This is a genomic window from Pedobacter cryoconitis (genome assembly GCF_001590605.1).
Classification (GTDB): Bacteria; Bacteroidota; Bacteroidia; order Sphingobacteriales; family Sphingobacteriaceae; genus Pedobacter; species Pedobacter cryoconitis_A.
In genome coordinates this window covers 2237548-2257723 of sequence record NZ_CP014504.1, presented here as the reverse complement: position 1 = coordinate 2257723, position 20176 = coordinate 2237548, and the positions used below count along the sequence as shown (strand labels likewise).

The window sequence follows — 20176 nt, the reverse complement described above, 5'->3', positions numbered from 1 at the left end:
ACATCTATACTATGTCTAAACTTAAGATAGAAGACCTTACACTCATATTCGGTAAAGAAAAAGAGGAGGCACTCACACTATTAAAACAAGGAAAAACCAAAGCAGAGATCCTGAAAGAAACAGGATGTACAGTTGCGGTGAAAAATGCCAGTTTTAATATAGAAAAAGGCGAATTCTTTGTAATTATGGGTTTATCAGGTAGTGGTAAGTCTAGTTTGCTGAGATGTCTGAACAGGTTAATTGAACCTACTTCGGGCAGCGTCATTCTGAATGATGTAAATATCACCAGCCTTGGCGACAAGGAATTACAGAATGTCCGTAAAAAAGAAATGGCTATGGTTTTCCAGAATTTTGGGCTGTTACCTCACCGTACAGTATTGGAAAATGTAGCATTCGGTCTGGAATTACAGGATATTCCTAAAGAACAACGCGAAGCAAAGGCTCAGGAAGTTATTGAGATGGTGAGTCTGAAAGGATATGAAAATCAGAATACCTCAGAACTTTCAGGTGGTATGCAGCAACGTGTTGGTTTGGCACGCGCTTTAGCAAATGATCCTGAGATCTTGTTAATGGATGAGGCATTTTCTGCATTGGATCCGCTGATCCGTACACAAATGCAGGATGAGCTGATTGATTTGCAGGAAAAAATGCATAAAACAATTGTATTTATTACGCATGATCTTGACGAAGCGATCCGTCTTGGAGACCGTATTGCCATTATGAAAGATGGTGAAGTGATCCAGATTGGTACTCCGGAAGATATTTTAACTAACCCGGCAGATGAATATGTGTCCTCTTTTGTAGAAAAAGTGGACCGTAAATCAATTATTACTGCGGCCAGCCTTTTATTTGAAAAACCTACAGTAGCGATTTTCAAAAAAGATGGGGTAGAAGGTAGTTTAAGAAAGATGCGTTCTTCAGGATTGACATCGCTGCCAGCTGTTTCTGTAGATAAGCATTTTCTGGGTTTTGTTTATCTGAAAGATATTCTGGAGCTCAAAGCCAAAGGGCACCAAACCATAGAAATGGCTATTGTCAAAGATGTACCCGTTGCTTATCCGGAAACTACAGTAGAACAAATGCTTCCATTTATTGCAGAAAACGGAAGAGCAGTGCCGATTGTGGACAGAGAAACTAATAAACTGCTTGGAATCGTTGCACAAACTTCTCTGCTGATAGAGACTACAGGAACTTCCTGGGAAAATGTGAATGGAAACTCAATTGATAATTTACAAAACGAAGTAATATAATATGATACATATAGGACCTTATATAGAAGAATTTATAAACTGGCTTACCAACAATTTTGGAGCCTTATTTAACATCATAAAGATCATCGTGATCTCAGTAGTGGATTCTGTTGAATGGATATTGATGTTCCCTCCATTTTACGTGATTATTTTACTGGTTGCTTTCCTGGCTTGGAAACGTACTGGTTTAGGTGTGACCATATTTACCATTTTGGGCTTAACACTGATTTGGGCAATGGGCTACTGGGGACAAACAATGGCTACACTGGCGCTGATTTTGTCTGCTGCGTTTATTGCACTGCTGATAGGTGTACCAATGGGAATCTGGGCTGCAAAGAATCCTTTAGCGGGAAAAATCATGAGACCTATACTTGACTTAATGCAAACTATGCCAGCATTCGTTTACCTGATTCCGGCGGTTTTGTTTTTTGGATTGGGTAAAGTACCAGGAGCATTTGCGACTATCATCTTTGCGATGCCTCCAGCAGTTCGTTTAACTACGCTTGGAATTAGCCAGGTGCCTAAAGAAATTGTAGAAGCAACCCGTTCGTTCGGTGCTACGCCCAGACAATTGCTCTTTAAAGTAGAGTTGCCTTTAGCTTTGCCTACTATTTTGGCAGGAGTAAATCAAACGATTATGATGGCACTTTCTATGGTTGTAATTTCAGCTATGATTGCAGCCGGAGGATTAGGTGAAGTCGTATTGAAAGGAATTACACAACTTAAAATAGGATTAGGGTTTGAAGGTGGAATCGCTGTCGTGATCCTGGCCATTATCCTGGATCGTATTACACAGTCTTTTGGAAATACTAAAAAGAAAAATATAGCCTAAGCGCAGGTTTAGGTATAAATCGCACTCAAAAAGTATTAAATGATATTGAATCAAAAAATTAAATCTATTCAAATGAAGAAAGTAATTAGCGGATTATTAATAGCACTGACAGCAACCACACTTTACTCTTGTGGAGGCGCTGCGAACAATAAAAAGGTAACTATAGGTTATGTAAACTGGGCAGAAGGTGTGGCCATGACGCAGTTATCAAAAGTATTACTGGAGAAAGAAGGTTATACTGTAGAACTGAAAAATGCAGATGTTGCCCCAATTTTTGCGGCAGTAGCAGGAGGGGATGCAGATGTCTTTATGGATGCCTGGATGCCAGTTACCCATAAAGAATACATGGATAAGTTTGGTGCAAAACTAGAAGTTTTGGGTACCAATTATGCAAATGCACGTATCGGTTTAGTTGTTCCTGATTATGTAAAAGTAAACAGTATCGAAGAATTGAATGCAAATGCTGCACTTTTTGAAGGTAAAATTACTGGAATTGATGCAGGTGCGGGAATTATGAATAAAGCAGAGGCTGCCATTAAAGACTATAAATTAAAGTTTGAATTGCAATCGGCAAGTGAAGCGGCTATGCTGGCTATTCTGAAGAAAAGTATTGATGCCAAAAAGCCAGTAGTAATTACAGGCTGGTCTCCGCACTATATTTTTAGTACTTATAAACTGAAATTTCTGGCTGATCCTAAAGGCGTTTTCGGAAAAGTTGAAACTTTACAAACTGTTGCGAATAAAGATTTTGTGAAATCAAATCCTCAGGTTATTTCTTTTTTCAGAAACTTCCAGTTAGATGATACCCAATTAGGCTCACTAATGGCAGCGCTAACAGGAACTGATGATGATAAAGCAGCGATTGAGAAATGGTTGGCAGCTAATACAGAATTTGCGCTCAGAATGAGTTCTTTTTTAAAGACTGAATCTGTAAAATAGTAAACAGTTCTCTGGTACTATAATTTCTATGGTCCTATTACTAATAAGTGCCATTAATTTCAAAAGGCTATATGTCCCTTGATCAAGGAGCATATAGCCTTTTCTGTTTTCTTAGCTGAGTCCACCACGACCTGTCGCTTTTTTATGTTTATATAGATATATTTACATTTGATTCAAGTACTAAATGATATTGTGATGAATAAGGTAAAAGACAGGATACGAATCTTCAACTCATTTGAAGAGGCTAAGAAAAGTGAAATTCAGAATATTATCAACCAATCACCTATTGATCGTTTAAGGCAAACAGTTGAACTTATTTTACGTGTACATCAAGTAAGTAGAGAAGATCTAAAGAACAGAACTGCTACAGGTAAAATTAGAATAATTACTTCCGGATGAATTTGTTCATAGAAAAGCATCAAGACTTATTAAAGGAGCTTTTATTAAGGAACGTAGATTTTATTGTAATTGGTGGTTATTCTGTAATATTTCATGGCTACGCAAGAAGCACTGGCGATGTAGATTTATGGTTAAAACCAGATAACATAAATAAATTAATACTGGTCAGCGCTCTGTGTAGATTTTTGAACAAAGGGTTAAGGTCTGATACCCTAACCCCACATTTCATTTACACAGCTATCTTTATACTGCCTTTTAAGCGTCTTTCAACGTCTTTATATCAAGCTTATCCATTTTCATCATTGCACTCATCACCCTGGCAGCCTTTTCAGGATCATTGTGATTTAACAATCTGCTTAAATCAGCAGGGACAACCTGCCATGATAACCCAAACTTATCTTTAAGCCAGCCACATCTTGATTTTTCTCCTCCTTGAGCTAACTTTTCCCAGAACTCATCAATTTCTTCTTGTGAATGACAGTTCACAAACATAGAAATTGCCGGGGTAAAAGAAAACATAGGGCCTCCGTTCATCCCCAGGAAATCCTGCCCATCCAGGTGAAAAGAAGCAGACATGACTGAACCCTTTGGCATCGGGCCTCCTTCTCCATAATAAGAAATGTTTTGGATCACTGAATTTTTAAAGATGGAAGTGTAAAAATGAATCGCCTCTTCCAGATTGTTATCGAACCATAAAAATGGGGTTATCTTTTTCATACGTAATATATTTGGTGGTTAATTAATTTTAATTTATTTACCCATACCTTAGGGATAGTCGTATCCAAGCCCGTTTAAAGTTTAAATATACCTTTGTAATTTGATTTAATGAAGGGGGAAAACAGACATTTAAAGGGGGGATTTGTACCTGTATAGCCTAAACTAATAACCAAAACCATGAAACGTATTTTGATCCTTTTCGCTTGTTCAGCATTCGGAACTTGCCTTTTTGCGCAGAAAAAACCAGTTAAAACCTCTGGTAATCCGATTTTCCAAGGTTGGTATGCAGACCCTGAAGCCATAGTTTTTGATAACAAATTCTGGGTATATCCAACTTACTCTGCTAAATATGAAGAGCAAGTATTTATGGATGCTTTTTCATCTTCAGATCTTGTAACCTGGAAAAAACATGACCATGTGCTGGATACTGCCGATTTTAAATGGGCAAAAAAAGCAGTATGGGCACCCTCTATCACTAAAAAAGACAATAAATACTATCTCTTTTTTGGTGCAAATGATATACAAAGTGATCAGGAAACAGGAGGAATAGGGATAGGTGTGTCCGATAGGCCTGAAGGCCCTTTTAAAGATTATCTGGGAAAACCCTTAATTGATAAATTTTATAACGGAGCCCAGCCTATAGATCAGTTTATATTTAAAGATAAAGACGGTCAGTATTATTTGATATACGGTGGCTGGGGACATTGTAATATTGGGAAAATGAAACCCGACTTTACGGGGTTTGTTCCATTTGAAGATGGCAAGTTATTCAAAGAAATTACTCCTAAAGGTTATGTGGAAGGCCCTTATATGTTTATCAGAAACGGAAAATATTACTTTATGTGGTCAGAAGGGGGATGGACAGGTCCTGACTATTCCGTAGCCTATGCTATCGCCGATTCACCAATGGGCCCGTTCAAAAGAGTAGATAAAATACTTAAACAAGATCCAAAAGTTGCCACTGGTGCAGGCCATCACTCTATTATCAAACATCCTCAAACTGGTGATTATTATATTGTTTACCATAGAAGACCATTAAATGAAACCAATGGAAACCACCGGGTAACCTGTATCGATAAAATGGAATTTGATGCCGATGGATTGATTAAGCCAGTGCAGATTACATTTGAGGGGGTAAAAAGTAATCCGATCAAATGATAACAGCAACCCAATCAAATAAAACGACAATTATTCTGTGAACTGTTACAACTAAAGTCAGATAATGGCGTTTTGTTCGTGTTTTAGCAAATAGGGCAGCCTGTTGAAGCACTTAAAGAGCAGTCTGCCGGATCGGCTATTCAAAGCGTACCGGATCAGTAGCACAAAGAGAACCAGAAGAGAAGTGTATAATAGCGCAAAAGGAATAAATTATAACAGCGCAAAAGGAAGAAATGATAAGAGCGCAAAAAGGAATGATATTGTATAAAGGATAAATTGAACACTTTAATAATAATGCTTTAGGACTGGTTTTTGTAAACTATAAAAGCAAACAATAATGTCCTGATTGATTTAAATCCTATTTAATAACAATAGGGTTATGGGATAACAGAAAAAACAACTAAGTTGTACATCCCATATCGATAGGGATTACAGACTGATTTTTGCTAAGAATTTTAAATACGCTGCTACACAAATGAATGAATTAACCGGGCCTTCTAAACAAACTTTAAACTTATTAAGTGCTGTTACAGGAGTTGTTTATGTGCTGTTGAATAAATATCAGGCCTATCTGAACGATGTAGTAAAAATTGAACTGGGCATTCAGGAAAAAGGGCAAAACGGAACCATAGAAAGTGCAATTGGATTTCAATATCCATTAGAGAGCTCATTGACTTTCAGTACCTTAAGCGATCGTATTTCTAGTAGCATCGATACCCTGGATAGCAAGTTTACTGATGACTTCTTTTTAGTGATTATCTGGAAAAGTGACGATCAGGCCCATGACTATAAATGTATTATCCGTATAGAAGATGGTGATGTGGCTGGCTCAGTATTCAGTTGCAAAGACACTGCATTTTACGCAGCCGTTTTTAAACAAGCACACAACCACTTTCTGAATGTATTACAACAGGTAGCAGAAAATCCGGCGATACAAATCTCCAAACTCTCCTTTATGGACGAAGATGAGCTGGAACAACTCGCCGTTTTTAACACCGGTCTGATCGATAATACAGTTGGAACACCCGAATTATTACACGCTATATTTGAACGCACTGCATTAACTTTTCCTCAAAACAAGGCAGTTCATTCAGCAAGCAGACAAGTAAGCTATCAGGAATTAAACCTGGCCGCAAATGAACTGGCCGACCGCCTGATTGCAAAAGGGATAAAGCAAGGTGATTTTGTTGGGATTCTACTTAAACGCTCCCCGGAAGTTTATCTTTCTATGCTTGCCATTCTTAAAGCAGGAGCGGCTTATGTTCCGCTGGATATTGGTTATCCCGAAGACAGAGTTAGTTTTATTCTGGAAGACTGCGGCGCTAAATTTTTGTTAAGTGATGAAGCCTGCTCTGCCAGTTTCAAACTTTCGTGCGAAGTGATCATCGTTGATGGCAGTTCATTTGACATTCGCCAAAACCATAATACTCAAGCTCCGGAAATAGCAATTACAGTAGCCGATCCGGCCTATATGATCTATACCTCCGGCTCAACAGGACGTCCTAAAGGCGTAATTATAGCTCATGCAGCCATCAGTAACCTGGTTAAAGGCGAAGACCGTTTATTTGAATTGAACTCACTGGATAAAGTTGCGCAAGTTTTCTCTGTAGCCTTTGATGCCTCTTTAGAGGAAATCTGGCTGGCTTTCAGATCAGGAGCGACGTTATTTCCTGTTTCAGAAGCCGTGATGCACTCCGGATCAGATTTGAGTGACTATATTGCAACCCATCAGCTGACTGTGCTGTCTACTGTGCCGACCATGCTTTCGATGATGCAATACCCTTTGCCGTCACTGCGTTTGTTGATACTTGGTGGCGAAAATTGTCCGCACGAACTATTACTGCCATGGCATAGCAGCGGCCTGAGAATTGTAAATACTTACGGGCCAACAGAAGCAACAGTCATTGCTACCTATGCCGATTTTGATCCTTTACGTAAAATAACAATCGGGAAACCCGCAGTTAACTATTCGACCTATATCCTGGATGAACAACATTTACCAGTACCCATTGGCGTACCTGGTGAACTTTGTATTGGTGGGCCAGGGCTGGCTATCGGTTATTTGCATCAGCCGGAACTTACCGCAGAAAAATTCATCCAGCCAGCTTTTCCGCTTTCAGCTAACATACCACCCTGCTTATACCGCAGTGGTGATCTTGCCCGTTTCAACGAACAAGGGAATATTGAATTTTTAGGACGGATAGATCTTCAGGTCAAACTCCGGGGTTATAGAATAGAGCTTTCAGAAATAGAATCGCAATTGCTGCAAATTGAAAGCATTAAAAATGCAGTTGTTACTGTTAAAGAAGACGAGCAGAAAGTACAAAGACTGGTCGCTTACCTGATCCTGAAAGGGGAGGCAGATACCTTTAACGAAGAAGGCTGTAAAACACAACTGAAATCCAGGTTAGCACCTTATATGGTGCCTGCAGTATTTGTAATAATGGATGCTTTTCCACTGCTGGCCAGCGGTAAAGTAGACCGTAAGGTCTTACCTCAGCCTGTTAAAAAATATAAAGCAGAAGGACGCAAACTTGTAGCCGCCCGTACCCCAACAGAAACGATGCTGCTGGATGTCTGGAAAAAATACTTTGAACCACAAGAAGTTTCCGTGATCGATGACTTCTTTGATTTGGGCGGACATTCACTGGTCGCTTCGATGATGGTTTCAGAATTAAGGAAGACAGGTGCTGCGGCACAAATTTCTGTACAGGATATTTATACCTGCCGTACTTTAGAAAAACTTGCGGCGAAAATCAGTTCTATTGCAGATGATAACGAAAACTTGCCAAAAGAAAAAGCTGTACCCACTGTCAGGTTAAAAGTAGCAGCAGGTATGAAGGCCTTAACCTCGTTCTTGCAATTAATCAGTGTATTCATCTTTTTTATGATTGGCTCCGCAGGGTTGATGGCACCCTTTGTGATCCGCCATTTCGGCTCATCGACCAAGGTATATGACCTGTTGGTTTATGGTGTTACTGGTTTTTCTGCTTTATTCTTTTCTATCATTATCCTTTCCATTGTAGCGAAATGGGTACTGATTGGTAAATTCAAAGCAGGGAGATATCCACTTTGGGGTTGGTATTATCTGCGTTTCTGGATTGTAAAGAAACTGATTGACCTGAGTCCGATTGGCATTTTAAGCGGAACACCATTTCTAAAATGGTATTTCAGCCTGATGGGCGCAAAAATAGGAAAACGTGTATTCCTTGGCTCAGACAGAATCCGGGTATTCGATTTATTGACTATCGGAGATGGTTCCAGCATTTCCAAAGAATCACATTTACTCGGTTATAAAATTGAAGACGGTGCGCTGGTCATCGGCAGTTTAACTATTGGGGAAAACTGCTTTGTAGGTACGCGTTCGGTGATTTCTCCAGGTGCAGTGATGGAAAACGGCTCTGGAATAGGAGAGCTGTCGCAGCTTCAGCCAAATACTACGATTCCTGCCGGAGCTTACTGGAAAGGAACACCTGCAGTGCATATCGGGCCAAACAAAGCGGCGCCGGCTATCAATTTCACTGGGCAGAACAAACCCATGAATTTTGCGTTATATGTGGCCGTGCTGGCTTTAACATTAGGTTTTGTCTTTGTCTTTCCTTTCGGATTAAGTATTCCTTTTATCGTGATCTATTACGAAGTGATCTTGTCTTTTGGACTAGGCTGGGCAATGGTACTTTCTATTCCAATTTCGGCTATGTATATTATCATTTACTGTGCTTCGGTAGCGCTGTTCAAATGGCTTATTATAGGTAAGCTCAAAGAAGAAGCATTTAGTATGTACAGTTTTAAGTATATCCGGAAATGGGCAGTAGATTCCCTCATGAACATGAGCTTAACCTATTTCAGGTCTGTTTATGCCACTATATACCTGTCTTCGTGGTTAAGACTGATGGGCACGCGTATCGGTAAAGCGACGGAAATATCAACTGTAAATCAAATCACAACTGACCTGGTGAAAATAGGTGCAGGAAGCTTTCTGGCCGATTCTGTCAGTTTAGGTTCTCCGGAAGTACACCAGGGTACAATGTATTTGCGTCAGATTACGATCGGGAATAAAACCTTTATTGGCAACAGCGCGGTGATTTCAGCAGGGGATACGATTGGCAGCAATTGCCTGATCGGCGTATTGTCTACCCCGCCATCAAATATTGAACGAAAATATATCAATGACTCGTCATGGCTTGGTGCACCACCTATGTATTTACCTAAAAGACAGGAGAGTGTGAAGTTTGCGGATGACCTGACCTTCAGGCCGACCAATAAATTATACTTTCAGCGTGGTGTGATTGAACTTTTCAAGATTACATTGCCTTATGCCATTACTTCGGTGATCCTTTTGTTATTCTATCATTTAATTGATAACTATTATGATCATTCCAGCAGACATATCATTTATACCTTGAGTCTGGCCCCATTTTTATTGTTGGCTTTGATTGGTGTGGCTGCTTTAATTACTGTCTTGTTTAAAAAGGTGCTGATCGGAACTTATAAACCTTCCAACCAACCTTTATGGAGTATGTTTGTCTGGAAAAATGAACTCGTTAACTCCCTGTGTGAAAATATGGTTTATCCTTTATTAGTCAACACACTACTGGGAACACCGTTTGCACCAATATTTTTCAGGATGATGGGTTGTGATATTGGAAAAGATGTTTATATGGATACAAGTGAAATCACAGAGTTTGATCTGGTGCATATAGGTGACCATGTAGCCATTAACCATATGTGTACTATACAAACTCACTTATTTGAAGACCGTGTCATGAAAATGGCGCATTTGCATATTGGTGATAATTGTAATGTAGGAGCAATGAGTGTAGTACTCTACGATTCTACGATCGAAGAAGGTGCTACGCTGCAAGCCTTATCCTTAGTTATGAAAGGCGAAACGATCCCAAAACAGACACAATGGGCAGGTTCACCAGCCAAATTTGTGAAGTAATTCAGTAGGATAGATAAATAGGGAGGTGAAAAAGTAGAATAGAAAAATAACAAGGTGAAATAAACCTGGATTATATAGGTTTAGTTGTTGTAACTCTGGTTTTATCTACTAAATTTGTAGACTTTAACCAAGATCCGATGATTATAAACTTAAAACAGCGTATTACCTTAATTTTTCTATTCTTTATTACCAACCTGGCCACAGCCCAAAACAAGATTCTTGTTTTTCAATCAGACTTTGGCTTAAAAGACGGTGCAGTTTCTGCAATGAAAGGGGTGGCCGCTGGTGTTTCGCCAGAACTTAAAATATTCGACCTGACCCATGAAATCCCTGCCTATAATATCTGGGAAGCCGCTTACCGTTTAGTCCAGACTGTACCTTATTATCCAGCCGGAACAGTATTCGTTTCTGTAGTAGATCCTGGCGTGGGAACTGCCCGCAAATCTGTGGTGCTTAAAACTAAAACAGGACAATTTATCGTGACACCAGACAATGGTACACTGACCTTAGTGGCGCAATCGCTGGGGATCGAAGAAGTCCGTGAAATCAATGAAGTTAAAAACAGACGTAAAGATTCGGAGAAATCCTATACCTTCCACGGTCGTGACGTTTACGCTTTTACAGGTGCAAGATTAGCTTCAGGTGCAATCACCTATGATCAGGTTGGAAATGAACTTCCAAAACAAGTTGTAGAAATCCCTTATCAGAAAGCGACCCTGGAAAATGGAAAACTTAAGGGAAGCATTGCTATCCTTGACGTACAATTCGGGAATATCTGGACAGACATTCCCGCAGGCCTTGTTAAACAACTTAATCCGCAATACGGAGACCTGCTTCACTTGCAGATTTTTCACAAAGGAAAGAAGGTTTATGAAGGAGATGCGCCTTATAGTCAGACTTTTGGTGCTGTTGCCGAAGGTAAGCCTTTAAGTTACCTGAATAGTCTGTTACAACTATCTTTCGCTTTAAACCAAGCTAACTTTGCCGCAGTGCATCACATTGCCAGTGGCAATGAATGGAGCGTGGAAGTGACTTTAAGGAAGGGTAAATAAGATGAGGAGATTAATTTACGCTTTCCTTTTTTTACTGATTTCAACTACTGCCTTCTCGCAAATCAGGACGATAACCGGCCGGATCACGGACCAGCATAACAACCCGTTGCCTGGTGCAACAGTTGTTATATCGCCCGATGGTAAACAAACCAGCAGCGATCAGACAGGAGCGTTTAAAATAACTGCGACTGCCCAGGCACAACTCATCGGGGTCAACTTTGTAGGCTATAAACTTTTTAAACAAAAGCTGACCACTGCAAACCACTATGCCATTAGCTTGCAAGCAGACGAAGCGGTACTGGATGAAGTTGTTTTAGTTGGTACACGCAGTACAGGCAGAACAAGATTGAATACCGCAGTTCCTGTAGATGTATTCAATATTCCAAAATTACAAATGATGGCCCCGCAGAATGATTTAAATCAGCTGTTGCAATATGCCTCACCTTCTTTCAATTCTAATCGCCAATCTTCTTCTGATGGTAGTGAACACATCGATCCTGCCAGTATCCGTGGCTTAGGACCGGATCAGTTACTCGTACTTATTAATGGAAAACGCCGGCATACTACTTCTTTGGTCAATAACCAGGGAACGATGGGTAATGGCTCTGTAGGTACAGATATGAACGCTATTCCGGCCTCGGCAATTGAAAGAATTGAAGTTTTGAGGGATGGTGCTTCTGCACAGTATGGTTCAGATGCAATTGCAGGTGTTGTTAATATTGTTTTGAAACAGAATACCGATAAATTAATGGTTGCAGCTACTGGAGGGATCACTTCCAGAGGTGATGGCCAGGTTGGGCAGCTCAATCTGAATTATGGAACTGCTCTTGGCAAAAATGGTGGTTATTTAAACTTGACTGCTGAAGGTGCTTACCGGGGTAAAACTACACGTGATCAGAACAATGACCTGATTATCTTTGACCAGTCTGCTAATCCAACGCGTGCTTATGATGATGCACAACTAAAAGCAAGAGGCTTGACCAGAGACGATTTTAATTTCCAGATCGGAGATGCTAAGATTCAGAACCTGTCTGCCTTTTTTAACCTTGGAGTGCCATTTAAAAATGGAAAGACTGAGTTCTATGCTTTTGGAGGTTATAATTACAGAACCGGAGAGGGCTTTGGCTTTCGCAGATTACCGAATAATCCTTCAGCTAATGTCTATAGTATTTTTCCTGACGGTTATCAGCCCAATACCACCTCAAAGATCAACGACAGATCTTTAGCTTTTGGATTTAAACAGAAACTGGGAAACTGGAATGCTGACCTGAGCAATACTTTGGGTGATAACAGATTTGACTATGAGGTGAACAATACCGTGAATGCATCCTTACAAGATAAATCTCCAACCAGTTTTAAAGCAGGAGGACATGAATTTCTGCAAAATACGACCAACGTCGATTTTAGCCGTAAACTTGATGTCGCTTCAGGCTTGAACCTTGCTTTTGGAGCAGAATTCAGAGTGGACGATTATCAGATCCGGGCAGGTGAGGAGGCTTCCTGGAAAAACTATGCTTTGATTACAAATCCTGACGGTACAGTCTCCAACCCTTCAGGATTAGCAGGAGGGTCACAATCATTCAATGGCTTTTCTCCTGGTAACGTAGTGCATAAAAACAGGAGCAATACGGGTTTATATGCAGATGCAGAACTGGATGTGACTTCAAAATGGTTGATCAGTGGTGCAGCAAGATTTGAACATTACAGTGATTTTGGTTCTACAGTGAGTGGTAAATTTGCAACCCGTTATAAAATCACCTCTAAATTTAATATCAGAGGAGCGATCAGTAATGGGTTCAGAGCACCATCCTTGCATCAGCAATATTTTAGTGCGGTAAGTACAGACATTCTACCGGACAATACCCTTGGACAATCAGGTTTTTTTATCAATAACAGCCCTGTAGCAAAAGCGTTGGGGATTCCTGAATTAAAGCAGGAAACCTCCATGAATTATAGTCTTGGTTTTACCGCCCAGCCATTTGCTAATTTTAACATTTCGGTAGATGGTTACCTCACTGCTATTAAAAACAGGATTGTATTGACTGGAAGTTTTGGATATGATGCATTTGGTGACCCTGTCCCACAAGTTCAAAGTATTCTTAATTCTTATGGTGTATCTTCTGCACGCTTCTTCAGCAATGCAATTGATACCAGGACTATTGGTGTAGATGTGGTTGCGGATTACAATATCAAATCAGCAAACCATACCTATGGTGCTTCCTTAGGATTTAATTTCAACAGGAATAAAATTATTGGCGATCTGCATATTCCCGGCCAGCTAAAAGGGCAGGAGGATATCTTTTTCTCACCCAATGACAGAACTTTGATTACAGAAGGGACGCCAGGGGTAAAAACTAACCTGGCCCTGAATTACGGGTATAAGAATTTCAGTTTATTGCTGCGTAACGTTTATTTTGGAAAAGTAGCCAGAAATAGCTTCCCTTATGGAGAAGAACAAATTCACAGTGGAAAAGTAGTGACGGATCTATCTTTAAGTTATGCTGTAAAACCAATTACTTTTACTATCGGTGCTAATAACCTTTTTGATATCTTTCCTGATCAGCAAATTTATGCCAACAGTTATTTTGGTGTATTTAAATATGCTTCAGTACAAATGGGAACTCTTGGAAGTTATTATTTCCTGCGGGCGACATTAGATTTACCAAATAAAAAAAGATAAGCAACAGGCTTAAGGTTATCTGCCTTAAGCCTGTTTTTGTTTGAATTGTGTAATATTTGTAAGTTAACGAATAGCTGTTTTTATTGTTTCAAGCTATGTGGAGAGTGTTTTCGCTGCTTATTTAATATAGCATCATTGAATTGTGTAATCATTTATTTGATTATTGTAATTGAAGGAGTTGCTAAAGTGGTAATTTTGTGCCATTATGATAACGATTACCTCCAAACCGAAAGCTATTAAAGAACAACACCAGGGAATAGCCACCTTGTTAGCTTTTGCGCTATTGCCTCTATCTGGCTTTGCAACTGATATTTATATTCCGTCTTTGCCAACTATGGCAGGGGAGATGAATGTAAGCAGTATCCAGGTGCAGCTTACGCTAAGTATTTTTCTGATCAGTTATGGTGTGTCCCAACTCTTTATCGGGAGTGTCCTGGATAGTTTTGGACGTTATAAAATCTCCCTGATTTCTTTGGTAATTTTTGCGCTCGCAAGTTTTACGATTGCAACTACACACAATATTTACCTGATTTATCTGATGCGGATTATCCATGGCTTAACTGTTGGCGCTATTATCGTGGCCAAACGTGCTTATTTTGTCGATGTGTTTTCTGGAGATAAACTCAAACATTATTTAAGCCTTTTCTCTATCATCTGGTCTACAGGGCCGATTGTAGCCCCTTTTATAGGTGGTTATTTACAGGCAGCCTTTGGTTGGGAATCTAACTTTTACTTTTTAGGAGGTTTTGCACTGGTTTTGCTGATGCTGGAACTGATTTATAGTGGCGAAAGTCTGGTGCATTTTACCGAATTCCGTTTCCGTAATATTTTGAATATCTATACTACGATGGTGAAAACGGCAAGCTTTTCACTGGGTATTGTAATGCTTGGTCTGGCTTATTGTATGGTGATGATTTACAACATGACGGGGCCGTTTATCATCGAACATCATCTGCAGCTGTCACCTATTATTGCAGGCTATAGCTCCTTGTTTCTGGGCTTTGCATGGATGGTCGGTGGCTTTATTGGTAAAGCAACTATTAACAAACCTTTTTTCAGAAGACTGGCTGTTAATGTAGGACTGCAGGTTGCCTTTGTAACTGTAATGATTATCAGCCTGAACTTTGTCAGCAACTTATACTCGATGCTCTTCTTTGCCTTTATCATTCACGTAGGTGCAGGTTATACTTTTAATAATTATTTCACCTTCTGTTTAGGCAAGTTTCCAAAGAATGCAGGTATTGCAGGTGGTTTGACCGGTGGGATTACTTATGTAATTGTTTCGTTTTTAAGTTATGGAATTGTGAATGTCGTACCAGCAAAAGATGAAACAAATCTGAGCTACAGTTACTTAATCCTGATTGCATTATCAGTAGTGATTATGCTGATTATTTCCAATATCAACAAAAAAGCTGCAAATCAACCAGTAGCGCAGACCACATAGCCTAAAGATAGTGACTGGCAAAAATCTTGTTAAAAAATCGAACGGGATCTTCTTCTTAAACGTGGATGATCCCGTTTTTTACCGCATAAATTACCAGTCCGGCGATCTTTTTGGAGCCTATTTTTTCAAATAATTTAGTCCGGTAACCCTCCACAGTCCGCACACTCAGGAAGAGTTTATTTGCAATCTCTGCATTTGTGCTTTCTTCACAAATTAATTTCAAAACATCAATTTCCCGGTCATTCAGCATAGCTTCTTTACTGCCAATTGTTGCAGGTGGCTGAACCAATAGTTCTTTGATTAAAGTAATCGATAAGTGTTTATTGAAATAAAAGCCTTTTTCATATACTTCATGAATAGCCATAATAATTTCTTCGGGTTCTGAATCTTTTGATAGATAACCATTTGCACCCGCCTTCATTACTTTGATGATATATGGACCTTCATCAATGGTGGAAAGCATCAGTATCCTGACCCCTTCAAAATTAGATTTAATGTAATTAAGCATTTTCAAATCATCCAGGCCCGGCAATTTGATAGCTATGATGATGACGTCCGGCTTTTTAGAGGAAAGCTGATTGAGCATATCGAAACTATTCCCTGTCTCAAAAACAAGATCGAATTCTTTAATATCATTGATTATGCCCGTTAATCCTTTTCTGAAGATTTTATGATCGTCAGCGATTGCTATTTTTAGCGGTATCATAAGAGAGAGAGAATTATAGTTTGATACTAACCTGAGAAATAAATGTAATTCAATTCTGATAAAGTATCAAATTTTTGATCCTGGTTTACGTAGAACTACGTTATGACTACCGTAGTAGCACGTGTTTGGAAATCTGTAGTTGGGCAGTTTTAATTCTGTAAACTAATACCAGAATAAGACACTTTTATTTTCTTTGGCCATGCCTGAAAAATTGTAGTTTTGGGTATGATTAATTTGTTGGCTTTATGGAACGCAATAATTTTTATCGTTTTAGCATTGCTCCATTTTTATTGGGCATTTGGCGGATTCTGGGGAAAAGATGTGGTCGTGCCTACAGGTAAATCGGGTCAGAAATTATTTGTTCCAGACGTTCTTTCTACACTGATTGTGGCTATAGGATTGCTGATTTTTGCCCTGTGTAATCTCAGTATTAAGTATTTACTTGTTTTGCCTTTAAACCCGTTATTCCTCCAATATGGAATCCTTGTCATCGGACTGATCTTCCTTGTACGCGCAGTAGGTGATTTTAATTATGTCGGATTGATGAAGAAACATAAAACATCAGATTTTGCAAGGCGCGATAGCTTCTTTTACTCGCCTTTGTGTTTATTCTTTTTCCTCACTCATCTGCTGATCTTTATAGGATTTTAAATGGATAAAATCTCGTTCTGCTGAAAAAGGAAACCAGATTTGTCTACCTTTATGGCGTTCTTAAATCGTATTGGGGATGAAATATTAATTTGCTGCTATGCGTCAAAAAGTACTTTTATTCGGGTTAATTCTCATTGGTCTGATTACCTGTTTCGTGACGGGCTGTAAAGAAGAAAAATCCACGGCTCATGCTGCTTTTTATTACTGGAAAACTACCTTTTTATTAGATAAATCTCAGGCTGCGCTTTTAAAGGATGGGGCCGCCAATCAATTGTATCTTCGTTTATTCGATGTGATCTGGGATGAACAAAAAAATGATGTCCGGCCTAATGCTATAATCAGCATCAACCAGGATGTGCATCAATTTCATATCGTACCAGTTATTTATATCACCAACAAGACCTTTGAAAAACTAACTCCTGGTCAAATAGAACCATTAGCTGAAAAGGTGAATAAGTTAATCAATGAGATCATGACACAGAATAAAGTGTCTTACCGGTGTGTGCAAATCGATTGCGATTGGACTACAGGGACTAAAAACCGTTATTTTTCTTTCCTTAAAGCTTTTAAAGCGGTTAATAAAAAACAACTCGAAGCAACAATCCGCCTGCACCAGATTAAATATGCTGACCGTACGGGTGTGCCGCCTGTTGATAAGGGCTTATTGATGTTTTATAATATGGGTAAGCTATCAGGCCAGCTGAAACAGCGTAATTCTATTTACAATGCTACAGATGCCTCGAAATATATCAGCTATCTGCCAACTTATCAGTTGCCTTTAGATATTGCGCTGCCTTTATTCTCCTGGGCCATACAAATCAGAGAAGGAAAAGTCATTCAGCTTTATGGAAAGATAGGTCAGAAAGAATTATCAGACCAGGATAACTTTCAGCAAACAGCTCAATCAAATGTTTATAAAGCAAACAAAAGCTTTTATCTGTCAGGTCTTTATATTAAAGAAAATGATTTGTTTAAACTGGAGGATGTAAATCCGAAGCTCTTGAACGTTGCAGCAAAACAACTCTCCAAACACCTTGCACATCTTGAAAATAGAAATATAATATACTATGAATTATCAACGGTCGCTGCTTCAGCGCTTGAAGCAAAAGATATCAAAGAAGTTTCTGCTCATTTTTAGTGTCTGCTCCATTGCGGTGGCAGGTGTTGTTGTCGCCTGTGGTGATGGAGGCTATTATGATGATTTACAAAGTTCCAGCTTTGCACCTGAAGCCTTTGTAAACAGTACTTATTCTCCGTTTTTCTTTACCAGTGAAATTACTTATTACAATGGGTATAACCTGGATGATAGCAATACCCGTTATAATCAATTGGTTGTGAGTGAATGGAATTCGTGGTTTGAAAATAAAGTAGATACCACCACGCTGAAAACATTGCTGATTAAAGCTAGTTCAGGAGGCATTGACTCTGCTGCAAGTTATTATAAGGGAAAACTGGATGTATTGCCAGCAGGAATACCTGACCTGAAAAGTACAAAAGCAAATAAAAAGAAAGTTAATGCTTTTCTTGACTATTTGCTTTTGGCTAAAGAATGTGAGGTCTACGCGGTGGGATCAGGTGATTACTGGTCTTACGAGAAAGCTCCTGTAAAAGAGGTGCCCGAAGCTTTGGAGAATATTTTATTGAAAGCTGTGGATGAGGCAAAAGATCCATTTATTAAACAGCGTTTATGGTTTCAGATGGTGCGTTATTACTATTTCAAGCAAAGACAGCATGCAGCTGATGCGTCAAAGGCTAATGTACCTTTGCCAGCATATTTTGCTAAACAAGAAGCTGCTTTTCCAAAGAATATGATGTATTACCGTGCATTGGGATACCTGGCTGGTTATTATTATCAAAAGGGAGACTTTGCGCAGGCAAATTACTTGTATAGCTTATGTTATAATTACTCTTTTGAAATGAAAATCCCAAGCAGATGGAGTTTTCATCCTCAGAATGAGTCAGACTGGAAACAGACTTTAAGCCTGGCCAAAAATGGGGATGAGAAAATTACTTTATGGCAGATGCTGGGCAGCAGCAGGGATGAAGCCCGTGCGATTAAGGAAATTTATGCGATTGACCCTAAATCTGAGAAGCTTGATCTTTTACTGAGCAGACTGGTCAATATCAGGGAGTCACAAGGGCAGGCGTGGAAAGATACAAGCACAATTGATCCGGCAACACGAGTGGCAACAACGGCGGAGCGGATTTTGGTTGGTAATATTGCGAATGAAGAGAAAACGTCAAAACCTTACTACTGGAACCTGGCTGCAGGTTATCTGAATTCACTTTCGGGTAATTATGCGCTGGCCAAAACATTTTATACAAAGGGGAGAAAGCAGTTACCGGCAAATGATACCTTGGTTATGGCGCAATATAAAGTGCTGAACTGGTTGCTTTATTTGAAAACGCTGAAACATATTGATGCGAAAGCAGAAGCGGAAATGGTAGAACCTTTAAACTGGTTGAATAGTCTGAGCAAGAATAAGAAGTCAATTGCTAACCTTCGTTATAATAGTGCGATCGCACAAAGCATGACGATGTTATCAGCACAGTATAAAAAACAAGGTGATGTTTTGAAAGCATACTTTTTTGCTCCGGAAATGGCTTTTTACAGTAGCAATGCAAGGATAGAAGCAGCAAAAGCACTTTTAAACAAGCAGAACAAGACTCCTTTTGAGCTGGCCATGCTGAACTATTATTCGATTAATGTTAGACAGCTGAGCTATTTACAAGCTATATTATTAGTTTATCAGGAGAAATTGGATGAAGCTATTGTGCTGATGAAACAGGCTGATACCGTCAATAGTACTGAACTTTTGGCTAATCCTTTTAATAGCAAGATTCAGGATTGTCATGATTGTGACCATGAGGCCGATAAGAATAAAAAACATTTTACAGTATTGGGTTTTATAGAGGCTTTAAAGACAATTAAAGGAGACCTGGCTGCGGGTAAAGAGGTATCCAGAAATGCAGCATTGCTGGGGAATGCTTATTATAACATTACGCATTATGGTAATGCACGTGTGTTTTACTATTCGGCTACGGTAACAGAAAGCTATGGAGATTCTCCTTATAGTATTGCGGTGCCTTATAGAAAGATAGTGACTGATAGTAAGGTAGCAGAGAAGTATTATCTGCTGGCCCGTGCCAATGCTAAAACTAAGGAGCTAAAAGCAAAGTACACTTATATGGCGGCTAAATGTGAGCGGAACGAGATTTACAATGTGCAATACAATAGTCCGGATAATGACAGGAAGTATAGCTGGAGCTTTGATTTTAGTAAAATACCAACAGGCAAATACTTTGCGGAATTGAAAGCACAATATAGCCAGACCAGATATTATCAGGAAGTATTAAATGAGTGTGGTTACTTTAAGGCTTACGTTAGCAAGAAGCATTAATA

14 protein-coding genes are annotated in these 20176 nt (G+C 39.4%); 12 read left to right on the top strand and 2 right to left on the bottom strand.

The genetic code is table 11. From position 1 onward, the window contains the following. The first annotated feature begins 11 nt into the window (after window positions 1–11). The 4 genes from AY601_RS09650 to AY601_RS09635 all read left to right on the top strand — a co-directional run bounded on the left by AY601_RS09650 (window position 12) and on the right by AY601_RS09635 (window position 3420). Window positions 12–1250 (top strand): quaternary amine ABC transporter ATP-binding protein, encoded by a 1239-nt coding sequence (locus tag AY601_RS09650; protein WP_068399857.1) that lies wholly within the window; start codon window positions 12–14, stop codon window positions 1248–1250. A gap of 1 nt (window position 1251) precedes the next feature. Further along, window positions 1252–2082: an ABC transporter permease gene (locus AY601_RS09645; RefSeq protein WP_068399855.1), complete on the top strand. Its 831-nt coding sequence runs from the start codon at window positions 1252–1254 to the stop codon at window positions 2080–2082. A 72-nt stretch (window positions 2083–2154) separates the two neighbouring features. After that, window positions 2155–3021 (top strand): glycine betaine ABC transporter substrate-binding protein, encoded by an 867-nt coding sequence (locus AY601_RS09640; protein ID WP_068407378.1) that lies wholly within the window; start codon window positions 2155–2157, stop codon window positions 3019–3021. 195 nt (window positions 3022–3216) lie between these two features. After that, window positions 3217–3420 carry a hypothetical protein gene (locus AY601_RS09635; RefSeq protein WP_068399852.1) on the top strand — a complete coding sequence of 68 codons (204 nt, stop codon included), beginning with the start codon at window positions 3217–3219 and terminating at the stop codon, window positions 3418–3420. Window positions 3421–3675: 255 nt separating this feature from the next. Here the strand turns inward: AY601_RS09635 and AY601_RS09630 are convergent, their stop codons facing one another. Then, a complete protein-coding gene (locus tag AY601_RS09630) occupies window positions 3676–4137 on the bottom strand; it encodes a VOC family protein (protein ID WP_068399850.1) in 462 nt (153 codons plus the stop codon). 177 nt (window positions 4138–4314) lie between these two features. Between AY601_RS09630 and AY601_RS09625 the strand changes: the two genes are divergently transcribed. The 5 genes from AY601_RS09625 (at window position 4315) to AY601_RS09605 (ending at window position 15416) form a co-directional block, all read left to right on the top strand. Beyond that, a complete protein-coding gene (locus AY601_RS09625; protein ID WP_068399847.1) occupies window positions 4315–5295 on the top strand; it encodes a glycoside hydrolase family 43 protein in 981 nt (326 codons plus the stop codon). 475 nt (window positions 5296–5770) lie between these two features. Continuing rightward, window positions 5771–10240, top strand: a complete 4470-nt coding sequence (locus tag AY601_RS09620) for a Pls/PosA family non-ribosomal peptide synthetase (RefSeq protein ID WP_068399845.1) — start codon at window positions 5771–5773, stop codon at window positions 10238–10240. A gap of 137 nt (window positions 10241–10377) precedes the next feature. Continuing rightward, a complete protein-coding gene (locus AY601_RS09615) occupies window positions 10378–11292 on the top strand; it encodes an SAM hydrolase/SAM-dependent halogenase family protein (protein ID WP_068399842.1) in 915 nt (304 codons plus the stop codon). 1 nt (window position 11293) lies between these two features. Next, the gene (locus AY601_RS09610) at window positions 11294–13972 is read left to right on the top strand and encodes a TonB-dependent receptor (RefSeq protein WP_068399839.1); all 2679 of its coding nucleotides are present in this window, start codon (window positions 11294–11296) and stop codon (window positions 13970–13972) included. 205 nt (window positions 13973–14177) lie between these two features. Further along, window positions 14178–15416: an MFS transporter gene (locus tag AY601_RS09605; protein WP_068399835.1), complete on the top strand. Its 1239-nt coding sequence runs from the start codon at window positions 14178–14180 to the stop codon at window positions 15414–15416. A gap of 55 nt (window positions 15417–15471) precedes the next feature. On the opposite strand, the gene AY601_RS09600 is transcribed toward AY601_RS09605, so the two are convergent. After that, window positions 15472–16122, bottom strand: a complete 651-nt coding sequence (locus AY601_RS09600; RefSeq protein WP_068399832.1) for a response regulator transcription factor — start codon at window positions 16120–16122, stop codon at window positions 15472–15474. Between the two features lie 225 nt (window positions 16123–16347). On the opposite strand from AY601_RS09600, the gene AY601_RS09595 reads away from it, so the two are divergent. From AY601_RS09595 to AY601_RS09585, 3 genes are all read left to right on the top strand, one after another. Next, on the top strand, window positions 16348–16773 hold the full coding sequence (locus AY601_RS09595; RefSeq protein ID WP_068399829.1) for a DUF3995 domain-containing protein: 426 nt from the start codon (window positions 16348–16350) through the stop codon (window positions 16771–16773). A 97-nt stretch (window positions 16774–16870) separates the two neighbouring features. Beyond that, entirely contained in the window at window positions 16871–17911 is a 1041-nt protein-coding gene (locus AY601_RS09590; RefSeq protein ID WP_068399825.1) for a hypothetical protein, read from the top strand. Continuing rightward, window positions 17841–20174: a hypothetical protein gene (locus tag AY601_RS09585; RefSeq protein WP_084359185.1), complete on the top strand. Its 2334-nt coding sequence runs from the start codon at window positions 17841–17843 to the stop codon at window positions 20172–20174. Before AY601_RS09590 ends, AY601_RS09585 begins: the two co-directional genes overlap by 71 nt. Window positions 20175–20176 lie beyond the last annotated feature (2 nt).

Excerpts from the sequence above, each read along its gene's own strand:
- AY601_RS09635 (WP_068399852.1), top strand. The coding sequence starts at position 3,217 with ATGAATAAGGTAAAAGACAGGATACGAATCTTCAACTCATTTGAAGAG.
- AY601_RS09595 (WP_068399829.1), top strand. The coding sequence starts at position 16,348 with ATGATTAATTTGTTGGCTTTATGGAACGCAATAATTTTTATCGTTTTA.
- AY601_RS09585 (WP_084359185.1), top strand. The coding sequence starts at position 17,841 with ATGAATTATCAACGGTCGCTGCTTCAGCGCTTGAAGCAAAAGATATCA.
- AY601_RS09605 (WP_068399835.1), top strand. The coding sequence starts at position 14,178 with ATGATAACGATTACCTCCAAACCGAAAGCTATTAAAGAACAACACCAG.
- AY601_RS09625 (WP_068399847.1), top strand. The coding sequence starts at position 4,315 with ATGAAACGTATTTTGATCCTTTTCGCTTGTTCAGCATTCGGAACTTGC.
- AY601_RS09590 (WP_068399825.1), top strand. The coding sequence starts at position 16,871 with ATGCGTCAAAAAGTACTTTTATTCGGGTTAATTCTCATTGGTCTGATT.
- AY601_RS09600 (WP_068399832.1), bottom strand. The coding sequence starts at position 16,122 with ATGATACCGCTAAAAATAGCAATCGCTGACGATCATAAAATCTTCAGA.
- AY601_RS09645 (WP_068399855.1), top strand. The coding sequence starts at position 1,252 with ATGATACATATAGGACCTTATATAGAAGAATTTATAAACTGGCTTACC.
- AY601_RS09630 (WP_068399850.1), bottom strand. The coding sequence starts at position 4,137 with ATGAAAAAGATAACCCCATTTTTATGGTTCGATAACAATCTGGAAGAG.
- AY601_RS09615 (WP_068399842.1), top strand. The coding sequence starts at position 10,378 with ATGATTATAAACTTAAAACAGCGTATTACCTTAATTTTTCTATTCTTT.
- AY601_RS09620 (WP_068399845.1), top strand. The coding sequence starts at position 5,771 with ATGAATGAATTAACCGGGCCTTCTAAACAAACTTTAAACTTATTAAGT.
- AY601_RS09610 (WP_068399839.1), top strand. The coding sequence starts at position 11,294 with ATGAGGAGATTAATTTACGCTTTCCTTTTTTTACTGATTTCAACTACT.
- AY601_RS09650 (WP_068399857.1), top strand. The coding sequence starts at position 12 with ATGTCTAAACTTAAGATAGAAGACCTTACACTCATATTCGGTAAAGAA.
- AY601_RS09640 (WP_068407378.1), top strand. The coding sequence starts at position 2,155 with ATGAAGAAAGTAATTAGCGGATTATTAATAGCACTGACAGCAACCACA.